This is a genomic window from Paenarthrobacter sp. NPDC057355, from assembly GCF_042667405.1.
GTDB lineage: Bacteria > Actinomycetota > Actinomycetes > Actinomycetales > Micrococcaceae > Arthrobacter.
In genome coordinates this window covers 39,161-51,391 of record NZ_JBHVAL010000004.1, presented here as the reverse complement: position 1 = coordinate 51,391, position 12,231 = coordinate 39,161, and the positions used below count along the sequence as shown (strand labels likewise).

General features: G+C 62.8%; 9 protein-coding genes and 1 riboswitch. All 9 genes read right to left on the bottom strand.

Annotation, left to right across the window (positions count from 1 at the left end; genetic code table 11):
* Positions 1 to 47: 47 nt before the first annotated feature.
* Complete coding sequence (locus ACFUOZ_RS06900) at positions 48 to 1,535, bottom strand: threonine/serine exporter ThrE family protein (RefSeq protein WP_377546092.1); 1,488 nt, start codon at positions 1,533 to 1,535, stop codon at positions 48 to 50.
* Positions 1,536 to 1,562: 27 nt separating this feature from the next.
* Complete coding sequence (locus ACFUOZ_RS06895) at positions 1,563 to 2,879, bottom strand: peptidoglycan bridge formation glycyltransferase FemA/FemB family protein (RefSeq protein ID WP_377546440.1); 1,317 nt, start codon at positions 2,877 to 2,879, stop codon at positions 1,563 to 1,565.
* A gap of 111 nt (positions 2,880 to 2,990) precedes the next feature.
* Positions 2,991 to 4,079 (bottom strand): lipid II:glycine glycyltransferase FemX, encoded by a 1,089-nt coding sequence (locus ACFUOZ_RS06890; RefSeq protein ID WP_377546090.1) that lies wholly within the window; start codon positions 4,077 to 4,079, stop codon positions 2,991 to 2,993.
* A gap of 140 nt (positions 4,080 to 4,219) precedes the next feature.
* Positions 4,220 to 5,041 carry a DNA/RNA non-specific endonuclease gene (locus tag ACFUOZ_RS06885; RefSeq protein WP_377546088.1) on the bottom strand — a complete coding sequence of 274 codons (822 nt, stop codon included), beginning with the start codon at positions 5,039 to 5,041 and terminating at the stop codon, positions 4,220 to 4,222.
* A gap of 191 nt (positions 5,042 to 5,232) precedes the next feature.
* Positions 5,233 to 6,645 carry an L-serine ammonia-lyase gene (locus ACFUOZ_RS06880; RefSeq protein WP_377546086.1) on the bottom strand — a complete coding sequence of 471 codons (1,413 nt, stop codon included), beginning with the start codon at positions 6,643 to 6,645 and terminating at the stop codon, positions 5,233 to 5,235.
* A gap of 198 nt (positions 6,646 to 6,843) precedes the next feature.
* Entirely contained in the window at positions 6,844 to 7,230 is a 387-nt protein-coding gene (gcvH, locus tag ACFUOZ_RS06875; protein ID WP_377546084.1) for a glycine cleavage system protein GcvH, read from the bottom strand.
* Positions 7,231 to 7,330: 100 nt separating this feature from the next.
* Entirely contained in the window at positions 7,331 to 8,464 is a 1,134-nt protein-coding gene (gene gcvT, locus ACFUOZ_RS06870; protein ID WP_377546082.1) for a glycine cleavage system aminomethyltransferase GcvT, read from the bottom strand.
* A 9-nt stretch (positions 8,465 to 8,473) separates the two neighbouring features.
* Positions 8,474 to 11,320 (bottom strand): aminomethyl-transferring glycine dehydrogenase, encoded by a 2,847-nt coding sequence (gcvP, locus tag ACFUOZ_RS06865; protein ID WP_377546080.1) that lies wholly within the window; start codon positions 11,318 to 11,320, stop codon positions 8,474 to 8,476.
* 177 nt (positions 11,321 to 11,497) lie between these two features.
* Positions 11,498 to 11,595: riboswitch (glycine riboswitch) on the bottom strand.
* A 93-nt stretch (positions 11,596 to 11,688) separates the two neighbouring features.
* Positions 11,689 to 12,228, bottom strand: coding sequence for a TetR/AcrR family transcriptional regulator (locus ACFUOZ_RS06860; protein ID WP_377546078.1), 540 nt, complete (start codon positions 12,226 to 12,228; stop codon positions 11,689 to 11,691).
* Between the last annotated feature and the right edge of the window lie 3 nt (positions 12,229 to 12,231).

Sequence of the window (12,231 nt, the reverse complement as noted above, 5' to 3'; positions counted from 1 at the left end):
TTTAGGGGCATTACCTGTACAAAAACTCCGGAGGGGGAGGGGGCGTCTTAGCGCCTGCGGACCCTCCGGCGTTCGTTGCTGGACAGGCCCTTGGTCAGCGGCCGCGCAAGGTTGTCGCCGAGCACGATTCCCGCCGCCACACCGAGCACGATCGCGCCTGCATTGAGCATGCCGCCCGCGCCCAGCAGGATGTCTCCGCCTTCGACAGTCAGGGCATACATCGAGCGGAAAATCGTTAGCCCAGGGAGCAGGATCAGCGCCGCCGGCACGGCGACTACCAGCTGGGGAGCACCCAGCTTCAGCGCCACTACCCGGGCCAACAGGCCAATGACGACGGCTGCGACGGCGGGCGACAATCGGTCGCCGAGGCCGGCCTGGCCAACCCCCCACAAAACGAAGAAGCCCACCAACCCGACTGCCGCCGTCGGAAGCAGCAACCGCATTTGGGTCTGCTCGGTAACGCCAATCGCGACCACTGCGATGGCGATCAGGATGGCTTGGCCCCACAGGGGGTAGGCGTCGGGGAATGTTTGGGTGACGTCCAGGACTGTGCTGCCTATGAGCGTGCCCACCACGACGGCGACGCCGATGCCCGCGACGATAGCGCCAAAGGTCAGCAGCGTCGAAAGGAACCGGCCCGCGGCGGTTACCGGGAAGCCGTTGATCGCATCCTGGACCGATGACACCAGCCGGCCAGTCGGAAGCAGCAGCAGGATGCCGCCCGCCACCACAATGGATGGCGCTATCTCCACCCCCGCCCAGCGAAGCATCAAGGCAACAAAGGTGACGAAGAAGGCGCAGGCCATGGTGTTGAAGAAGTCGGCGGTGCGCCATCTCGCCAGCTGTCGGGATAGCAGGCTGATGACTATGTTGGAGGCGAAGGCCACCGCCGAGGCGCCGATTCCCCCACCCAGAACGCCAACGAAGACCGCGGCAAAGAAACCGAAGGCGATGGTCACCATCCACCGGGGGAAGGGTTTGGCGCTGCGGATAATCTCGTTCAGCCGCCGGACGGCCTCGTCACGGCCCACTCCCCCGGCCACGATGTCCGTGACGAGTTGATGGACCTGCGCCAAGCCTGCGTAGTTGTTGGTCCAGGAACGCACCACACGAAGCAGGGTGATGGGGGTCTGGTCCTTGGGGGCGTAGTTGATGGCCACCGACTGGTTGGTGATGTCCACTTCCACGTTCTTCAAACCGAGCGCAGCCGTGACAGCGATCATGCTCGTTTCGACTTCCAACGCACCTGCACCGTACCGGAACATGACTTCGGCCAAATGGAGCGCGAAATCGATGGTCTTACGGGCCGAGGCATCAACGCCCACCACTTGGATGGTGGGGTTCGCGTAAGGACTGCCCGCGAGACGATCCACGATATTCATGGGGGCCGTCGGCGGGCTATCACCCTGCACCAGGCGCATGAGCATGCGTTTGGCATTGACGTTCTGCCGTACCTGCGACGGGCGCAATGGCTGGGTCTTGGGCAACCCGTCGGTATGGGGCCTGCCGGTGGACCCATCGGGGCGTTCAGTCACGCGGTGATCCTCCTCTGGCTTGTTTGATTAGCGGTTCCCCCGGAGTCTTCCTACTACCGGCAATTTCTCAAGCGGCAATCGTCCCAGTACCGTCTGGGCGGCTCCTGCAAGCTTCCTGGCAACGCGGTACGCGTTGTACTTCACGGGGTTCACGGGAGCAACAAAGTCACCCAGCAACTGAACTACTTCACCGCCGAAGCCCTTCTTGAATTCGTACCCGCCGTGGCCGGTCTCGTCCTGGCCCTGGATTCCGAAAGTGCCGTAGAAGTTGTACCGGGAATATCCGTTGTTCAGCGCATGCAGCATCATGCCCCAGTAGAGGGACGTTGCACCGTTGAAGTAGATGTAGTCCTGGACCGTGCCGCCGATCACGCAGGTGAGTTCGTCGCCCGAGCAGGCAAAATGGATGGCGGCCACAGTTGCGACGCCCACCGAATCCGGGAAACGCTCAATGTCCTTGAGGCTGCGCTCGTAGCTGTCCACAAGGTCCTGGACCACTTTGACGCGGTTGGCCTTCTTCTTGCTGCCGGTTTCCTCGACCTCCCGCTTGAGCTCGGCCAAGGTTTTGGATTCGGCTTCCAGGCGCTCTGTGATCGACGCCCGGTACTCCGGGATATTGATTTTGGCCATCATGAGTTTGGTGAATTCATCGGAAGTGTTGCGGAGCAGTTGCTCGTAGTACTCGCGTTCGCGGTACGTGAAGCCCTTCTCATCGCCCGCGGTCCTTAGGGCGTTGTAGAAGTCGTCCAGAGTTTCCAGCGTGGCCTGCTCCAGGTACACGCCGTTCTTCTCGGCTTTCCTGATGGCCTTGCGGGTGCGATAGTTCATGCCCATGATGAGCTCTTCGGCATCGGCGACACCGTCCAAAGTCTTGATGAACATCCAGTTGATGTTCGCGAAGTTCATGTCGAAGCCCTGGTGCTGGAAGCCCAGGCCCTCGAGTTCCTTGAGCAACGGCCGGTTGTCCTCAACCTCGGGGTGCTCGGCGCCGTCCTCATCGCGCGCGATGTAGCGCAGGTTCGGCGAGATCCGCAGCTCCGCGGCCTTCTTCGAAACCGCGTGCTTTTTCAGCTGCTCGACGACGAAGCGAACCACAGCGGGGTCGCTATAGTCCATCAGTGGTCCCTTTGCGCAGTCGGCGGTTTTGTAGCCGACGCGGTTGGACGTGTAAGTAAGCTTGCCCGCTGCAATGAGGCTCCCCCCGCGGGTCACGCCAAAGAGTTCGACTTCCTGCCCGCGGGCGCGCTGGAAACGTGTCAGGTCCATGGACTGGATGAAACTGCCTTGCGGGTGTCCCTTGGCGAACGTCTCGAAATCAGCGTCGCTGAGCATGACGAATTCCATGTCGGTTCCAGCCTCGATCGGAGTCAAAGAAATTACCTCACCTAGATTAGATTTGCGCCCGTTGGTGGCCGGGGCGGGCCTGTTCGTTGGCTTGCTGGCTTGGGCTGCCGGTCAGTAGAACTGGCCGCCGGTACGCATGGTTTCGAGCCTTCTGAACACTTTCTCCGCACCCTTGAGCCACAGCTTGTACCGGATTGGACCCAGCACGTAGTCGTAGCAGCCCACAAAGTCGGTGACGGTCTTGGTGAAGCTCGTCTTGAAGGACCCAAGGCCGTACAACGGATGGGACTTGTCCTTGATGCTCGCGGCAGGGGGTGTGCCGCAGAAGTCGTACTCCACGCAGCCAAGTTCCTGCATCCGCTGGATGGCAGCCCACTGGACCAAATGCGAGTCACCATACTGCTTGCGGTTCTGGGTGGAGCCGCCGTCTTTATAGGTGGCCTTGGCCCCGTAGTTGATCACGAACGCACCGACGCTCGGCTGGCCGTCTTCGTATACGAAGAAAAACTGGCCTTGGCCCCTGCTGCTGAATTCGCCCCAGAACGCAGCGTAGTACTCATAGCTCCGCAGAGGCATGGCACCTTTGGCATTTACCGTGTTCTGCATGAGGGCATAAAGCTTGCGGTAGCTGTCCTCACCGGCTTCTTCCTGGATGACCTCGCAGCCTTCCCGCTCAGCGCGGCGGACGGCGTTGCGGGCACGGGAGGAGATGCTCCGCAGGACCTCGTTGGCGGGTGCAGAGATGTCCAGTACAGCTGTGAAGTCGTTGGACTGGATGTTCGGGGCCTTAACCAGGCCCGCCGCCTTCAGTTGCGCAGTCACCTCAGGTGACTCCACGACGTCGGGCTCTATCTTGATGGTGAAGACGTTCAGCCTCTGCTCGCTGGCCAAAGTGGCGACGGCGTCCAGCATCGGCTTGATGTCGTCGACGGACTCGGCGTCGGGGCCTTTGATCAGGTACCAGAGCCGGCCGAGTACGGGGAACTTTTTCTCCAGCAAAAGGTTGTAGCTGGAATAGTCGGCAGTCTCGACGACGAGCCGGCGGACCAGCCAGCCGTTGCCGTCCTTGACTGCCGCGTAGGCATCCGACTGCAGCATGTTGCCGCCGTTCGGGTTGGCAGTGACGTGCTTGTCCCAGTTATCGGTTTCCTCGGCAGTGGCAAAGCGGGCGGTAAATTCTCGCAAGGTGGCCGTGTCCAATCTCAGGGTTTGGTGCAGTGTTCAAAGCGGTGTTCAACAGAAGTGCGCATGCGGACATGCAGGATCAAGTCTATCGGGGGCACGTCAATACGCCCGATTCCTGCTGTTTTCCGAGGAGATTCCTGCCCTTTACGGTGCACTTACAGCCGGATCTGATCCATGCTCTCGAGCTGGATCGCCCTCGGGGCCTTACCCAGCTCGCGCTGGCCGCTGGCGAGCCGGTCGGCGTTCGTGAGGCGGTTGAGGCTAAGCCCGGTGAGGTCGGCAATCTCGCCGATGGGAACCTGGAACGTCCGGAAAGGACCCAACGGGGGTGGTTCGCCTCCAAGCAGTCGCTCGGTGATGGCTTTCTTGAGCTCTACTTTGCCCAGGAGCGGCGACTGGTCAAGGATGAAGCCGGCAGCTCCCAGTTTCGCGTCGTTGGTCCACACCGCGATCTTCCAGAACTTTCTCGGCACCTGAACGCCCCGGTAGGGAGGATCGTCATCCAGGAGGACCGGGCCGGTGAAGACGCTGAGCTTGGCATCGAAAGAGTCCGCGTGCTTCAGGACGTGGTCCTCCAGCCCGACCCACAGTTCCTTGCCCTGGTTGAAGTCATCAACCTGTGGTGCCGCGTTGGTGAAGGCAAACGTGTCCTGGTTGGCCTTCTTGGCCGTCGCTTGGTCGCCCCAGACCGGATCCAGGCGCCGAACCAGATGCCCACGATCGAAGGCGTTGTTTTTGTAGACGTCAGGGCCGGCCTGCTGCTCTTTGGGCAGCCGCTCGTCAAAATGCCAGGTTCCCTCGCGTGCCAGCGGGTTCAGTTCGCTGCCGCTGATGTTCACACCCACGATCGCCGCAAGCTTCCGGTTTGCCCGGAAGCGTACGGAGAAGTGGGTGTAATCCAACAGAATCGTCGTTGCCGACGGACTGGGCAGCTCGACGCGTGCCCGCAAAAAATCCCTGTCATATCCCCCGCTCATGCATACAGCATGGCACCAGGGACTGACAGCGAACAGAGACTATGCCTTGTTAGGCCCGATTTACGTGCTTCTCTTGGGTTTTAGGGCGCAGAGCAGGCCCCGCAAGACAGACCACAGGAATGCGAGGCCCGCTTTACGTGCTTCTCTTGGGTTTTAGGGCGCAGAGCAGGCCCCGCAAACGGGGGGGTGTCCTAGCATTCGACGACGTTGACGGCGAGGCCGCCCATCGCTGTTTCTTTGTACTTATGGGACATGTCCTTGCCCGTTTCCCGCATGGTCACGATGACCTCATCCAACGAGACCCGGTGCGTCCCATCACCCCACAACGCCATCTTCGCGGCGTTGATCGCCTTCGCCGCAGCAATCGCGTTCCGCTCAATACACGGAATCTGCACCAACCCCCCAATCGGATCACACGTCAACCCCAGGTTATGCTCCATCGCGATCTCCGCCGCGTTCTCCACCTGCGCCGGGGAACCACCCATCACCTCAGCCAACCCCGCAGCAGCCATCGACGACGCCGAACCCACCTCACCCTGGCACCCCACCTCAGCCCCCGAAATCGAAGCCTGCTCCTTATACAAAACCCCCACCGCACCCGCAGCGAGCAAGAACCGCACCACCACATCGTCCTTGTCCTGCTGCGTGGCCTTGTCCATGCCCGGCGCATAATTCAACGCGTAATACAAAACCGCAGGAATGATGCCCGCCGCACCATTGGTCGGAGCCGTCACCACCCGGCCCCCGGAAGCGTTCTCCTCATTGACCGCCAACGCGATCAGGTTCACCCACTCCTGCCAATACTTCGGATCGTTCCGGTCCTTGTCCTCCTTCAGGAGCCGCTCCAGCCAGTCAGGAGCACGACGACGGACCCGCAACCCGCCCGGCAGCACCCCCTCACGCTTCAGGGACGTTTCAACACAAGCCTCCATCACCGACCAAATATGCAACAGCCCTTCCCGGATCTCCTCCTCCGACCGGGACGCCCGCTCATTGATCAACATGATCCCGCTGATGGCCAGGCCCTTCGACGAGCACCGGCCCAACAACTCAGCCGCCGTCCTAAACGGCAACGGCAACTCCTTCTTGGACTCCTCCAACTCAGCCTGCGCCGCGTTCTCCTCACCCTCACGGACAATGAAACCGCCACCCACCGAGAAAAACGTCGCCTCCTTCAGCACCGCCCCCTCAGCATCAGAGACCACGAACTTCATCCCGTTCGTATGCCGCGGCAACACCGTCAACGGATGCAACACCATATCCTCCACCGCATACGGCAACTCCACGCCATCGCCGGAAGCACCTGCAAGGTTCAGCACCCCTGTCTCGGCGATCGCGGCCAGGCGTTCCTCCACTTCCTCGGGAAGGATCAACTCAGGGTGAAAGCCCTCCAGGCCCAACAGCGTGGCAGTCATCGTCCCGTGACCACGGCCCGTCGCGGCCAACGACCCATACAGGTCCACCCGCAACGACGCCACCGAGCCCAGGACACCACTGTCCCTCAACTCGCCGGCAAACACCGCACCCGCCCGCATCGGCCCCACGGTATGCGAGCTCGACGGGCCAATACCCACGGAAAACAAATCGAAAACACCAACAGCCATAGCCGGGATCCCTTAAATACAGCTTGAAAACGGTCCGGCAGATGGTCCTGCCGGATGGCCTCCCCCGCTTGTGGCGAAAGACGACCGAAGCGCGACGCCGGATGGCCCCCAAAGGCGGCAACCCGGCGTCGCAAATTATTCAGTTACTACAACCACGCTACGCCCGTATGTCCAGTCCGGAACCCGGGCAACTGGCAACTAGGCCAAGTCTCCGCCGTTCTTGGAGGCGTATTCCTCGGCCGAGAGCAGCGGGCCGTCGGACTCGGCGGCCACCTTGAAGAGCCAGCCAGCGCCGTAGGGGTCGTTGTTGATGAGGGCGGGATCGGAAACAACGGCGTCGTTGATCTCGGTGACCTCGCCGGTAACGGGCGAGTAGAGGTCGGAAACGGACTTGGTGGACTCAACTTCACCGCAGGTCTCGCCCGCGGTTACGGTCGAACCGACCTCCGGAAGGTCCACGTACACGATGTCGCCGAGGGCATCGGTGGCAACCTCGGAGATGCCAACGGACACCGAGTTCCCTTCGCCGCGGGAGACCCACTCGTGTTCGTCGGAGTACTGAAGTTCGGGCGCTACTTTGGGCATTCTGTTTCCTTTACGTGTGCTGAATGAAAATTCATGGAGTTTTTGTACAGCTAATGCCTTTATAGCTGGCTTTTGGGGTCATTAGCTGTACAAAAACTCGCTACTTTTGGCGCTTGTAGAACGGGAGCGCGACGACTTCGAAGGGCTCGGCCTTGCCGCGGAGGTCCACATCGAGGGCAGTCCCAGGCTCAGAGAGGGCTGCGTCGACGTACGCCATCACTACGGGGTACCCCAATGTGGGACTCGGCTGGCCGGACGTCACTTCACCTACAACGGCTCCGTCCTTCGTCACCGGGTAGTGGGAGCGGCCGGCACGGCGGCCGAGGCCCTTGAGACCCACGAGCTTGCGGCCGGCAGTAGCGCCGGCACCCTCGGCCTTCAAAGCAGCGAGGGCTTCCTTGCCAACAAAGCCGCCCTCCTTGGACAGCGCTACGACAGGCCCGAGCCCGGCAGCGAAGGGGTTGCCTTCGCGGGAGAGCTCGTTGCCGTACAGGGGCATGCCGGCTTCCAGACGGAGAGAGTCGCGCGAGGCCAGGCCCGCGGGGACCAGCTCGCCCTCTTCGGCGACGGCGGTAATCGCCTGCCACAGCGCGGCGGCGGATTCGTTGGGAACGAAGATCTCGAAGCCGTCTTCGCCGGTGTACCCGGTGCGTGCCAGGAGCAATTCCTGGCCGCTGCCGGCCACCAGGAAGGTGACCTCGACGGCGGCGTAGTACTTCAATCCGGTGACCAGCGAGTGCTGCTCAGCCGGAACCAGGCGCAGCAGAATCGCTTCGGCAAGGGGACCCTGGACGGCGATGAGCGAAGTCTCGGGCGAAGCATCCTCAACCACGACGTCGAACCCGGCCGCACGCACCAGCAGTTCCGCAGCAACAACTGCCGCGTTGCCGGCATTCGGCACTACCAGGAACTTCTCCGCACCGCGACGGTAGACGATCAGGTCATCGATGATGCCGCCGTCTTCCTGGCAGATCAGCGAATACTTGGCCTTGCCTTCTGCCATGGCAGAAATCTTGCCCACCAAGGCGTAGTCGAGGAACTCGGCGGCCTGTGGGCCGGTGACCCAGACTTCGCCCATGTGGGAGAGGTCGAACAGGCCGGCGGACTTCCGCACGGCGTGGTGTTCGGCGAGCTCGGAGGTGTACTTGAGGGGCATCTGCCAGCCACCAAAATCGGTGAACGACGCGCCAAGCTTCTTGTGCTCTTCGTAGAGTGCGGTGTATTTCCCTGTCATGACCAGTCCTTAGTTCTCGAAGTCTTCGATCGGAGGGCAGGAGCAGACCAGGTTGCGGTCTCCGGCTGCGCCGTCGATGCGGCCAACGGGCGGGAAGTACTTGTCCTGCTTGAGGTGGTGGACCGGGAAGGCGGCCTGCTCGCGCGGGTACGCGCGGTCCCAGTCGGAGCTGACGACGGCGGCTGCCGTGTGGGGCGCGCGGCGAAGCGGGGAGTCCTGCACGGAGAAGTCGCCGGCAGCAACCTGCTCGATCTCGGCCCGGATGGTGATCATGGCTTCGATGAAGCGGTCGATCTCCACGAGGTCTTCGGATTCCGTGGGCTCCACCATGAGGGTGCCCGCAACCGGGAAGGCCAGGGTCGGAGCGTGGAAGCCGAAGTCGATCAGGCGCTTGGCCACATCCTCGGCCGTGACACCCGTGCGGGCCGTGAGTTCGCGGAGGTCCAGGATGCACTCGTGGGCAACAAGTCCGCCTTCACCGGTGTACAGGACCGGGAAGTGCTCGTTGAGGCGGGATGCGATGTAGTTCGCAGCCAGCAACGCGGACTTGGTGGCTTCGGTGAGTCCCTGGCCGCCCATGAGCTTCACGTAGGCCCAGGAGATCGGGAGGACACCGGCCGAGCCGAAGCGGGAGGCCGAAATCGGAACGTCATTGCCCTCGGTCCAGGACGCTGCGTCGCCGGGCATGAACGGTGCCAGGTGTGCCTTGGCTGCGACCGGGCCAACGCCGGGTCCGCCGCCGCCGTGCGGGATGCAGAAGGTCTTGTGCAGGTTCAGGTGCGAGACGTCGCCGCCGAACTTGCCCGGCTGGGCAAGGCCAACGAGGGCATTGAGGTTGGCACCGTCGATGTACACCTGTCCGCCGGCTTCGTGGATGGCGTCGCAGACTTCGCGGACGTCTGCGTCGTACACACCGTGCGTGGACGGGTAGGTGATCATGATGGCCGAAAGGGCGTCGCGGTTGGCTTCGATCTTGGCCTTCAGGTCAACGTGGTCGATGGTGCCATCGGGAGCGGTGGCCACGACCACGACCTTCATGCCTGCCAGCACTGCCGAGGCGGCGTTGGTGCCGTGCGCGGAGGCGGGGATCAGGCAGACGTTGCGCTGGTCATCGCCGTTGGAGAGGTGGTAGCCGCGGATCGCGAGGAGTCCGGCCAGCTCACCCTGGGAACCGGCGTTCGGCTGGATGGACACTTGGTCGTAACCGGTGATCTCGGTCAGCTGGGCTTCGAGGCCGGCGATCAGTTCGCGCCAGCCGGCTGTCTGCGAATCCGGAGCGAACGGGTGGATCGAGGCGAACTCCGGCCAGGAAATGGCTTCCATTTCAGCGGTGGCGTTGAGCTTCATGGTGCACGAACCCAGCGGGATCATCGTGCGGTCCAGCGCGAGGTCGCGGTCCGAGAGCTTGCGGATGTAGCGCAGGAGCTGGGTCTCGGAGCGGTGGGTGTTGAACACCGGGTGCTGCATGAACTCACTGGTGCGCTCAACGGCACCGTCCAGCGCGAAGCCTTCCGCGGACTCAACCACGGAAGCACCGAAGACCGCCGCGACATCGGCCACAACCTCGGAGGTGGTGGTTTCGTCCACCGAGATGCCCACCGTGTCCGTGTCTACGCCGCGCAGGTTGATCCCGCGAGCCTCGGCTGCCGCCACGAACTCTGCGGCCTTGCCCGGAACGCGAACGGTGACGGTGTCGAAGAACGAACCGTGAAGGACCTCGACGCCGGCAGCCTTCAGGGAGGCGGCCAGGGTGCGGGCGTGGCGGTTGGCGGTCTCGGCGATCGCCTTCAAGCCCTCGGGACCGTGGTAGACGGCGTACATCGAGGCAACGATGGCCAGGAGTGCCTGCGCGGTGCAGATGTTGGACGTGGCCTTCTCGCGGCGGATGTGCTGCTCGCGGGTCTGCAGCGCCAAGCGGTAGGCGGGGACACCGGCGTCGTCCTTGGAAACGCCAACCAGACGGCCCGGCATGGAACGCTCAAGACCCTTCTGGACGGCCATGTATGCGGCGTGCGGGCCACCGAAGAACAGCGGCACGCCCAGGCGCTGGGCAGAACCTACGGCGATGTCGGCGCCCTGCTCGCCCGGAGGGGTGATGAGGGTGAGGGAGAGAAGGTCGGCAGCGACGGTAACCAGCGCGCCGCGCTCTTTAGCCTCGGCGATGACGGCTGAGTGGTCGAAAACACGGCCGGAAACGCCTGGCTGCTGGAGGACGACGCCGTTGATGGCGCCGTCGGGCAATCCGGCGGAAAGGTCCGCGACCTCAACCTCGAAACCGAGGGCCTCGGCGCGGCCCTTCACGATGGCGATGGTCTGGGGCAGGCAGTCGGCGTCAAGGACGGTCTTGCCATCCTGGGCAGCCTTGTTCTTGTTGGCACGGCGCATCATGAGGACGGCTTCGGCCACTGCAGTGGCTTCGTCCAGCAGGGAGGCGTTGGCGATCGGCAGGCCAACGAGGTCCTGGACCATGGTCTGGAAGTTCAGGAGCGCTTCGAGGCGGCCCTGCGAGATCTCCGGCTGGTACGGCGTGTAGGCGGTGTACCAAGCCGGGGATTCAAGGATGTTGCGACGGATCACCGGCGGGGTGATGGTGTCGTAGTAGCCCTGGCCGATCATCTGCACGGCGGTCTTGTTCTTGGAGGCCAGCTTGCGCAGTTCCGCGAGGACTTCGACCTCGGAAAGGGCGTCCTGCAGGGTCAGTGCAACTTCTTGGCGGATGTCGTTGGGAACCGCAGTATCCACAAGGGCATCCACGGAGTCGTAACCCACGGACTTGAGCATGGTCTCAATGTCGGCCTGGCGGCGCGCGCCGATATGCCGATCAACGAAGGTGGTGGAGGCAGAACTAACCGTCACGAAGGAACTCCAATACTTGGGCGGCGTTTGGGTACGCCACAGCGGCTCGGGTTCCTCCCCGCTCTGTATTGGACCTGAGAGTTTCCGCGACTTGTCAGAACAACGACTCGCTTGCACCGTCGGTGAGCACAGCATCCCATGCCAAGGGCACGGTCGCCTGCTGCTTTCCAGAGTTGCCTCGCCGCGGCGGTGCGTGGGCCTGAGAGATTCCTGGGGAGGGTTTGCTCCTACGGCGCCTGCATCACGTGCTTGCAGGACTCTCCCGCCGCAGATCAAAGGCTTGTTCAATTGTGCGTGGCCGCCACACAGGGCACGCCACAAGGGTTAATTGTCCTACGTGCAAGCCCCCGCGGCAAATGGACGAAGCGTCACTTCCGCAAACGGTCCAGCACGCCCAACAGGATCTCGACGTCGGCCTCCCGCCCAGCGTTGCCGGCCTCCTGTCCGCCCTCAAACATCGCATTGAAATACAGTCCGTCACCCATATAACTGACGGCCTTGGCGACCTCCGGGCCGACGTCCTCAGCCAGCACTCCCAGCCACTGCTCCTGGATTCCGGCAAAGCGGCGGCGGGTCTCTTCGTGGGCCACCTCGGCCAGGCGGGTTGCGGCTACGAAGGCACGGTCCATGGGGGTTCCGCCCCACAGAGAAGTGCGTATGAAGTATGAAGCTGCCCCGTCCGGCGCTGCCTTCATCTGAACTATGTCCTGCTCCGCCAGTTCATCGAGGCGTTCGAGCAAGGCGCTGATCAGGGCCTCCTTGTTGGGGAAGTGGTACAGCAGCCCGCCTTTGGAGACCCCGGCCCGCTTGGCGACGGCGTCCAGGGTGGCTGCCCGCTCCCCTACCTCGATGAGGAGGGCTTCGAAGGCATCCAGGACGGCGTCCCGGGCAACTGGTTTTCGTGGCATATG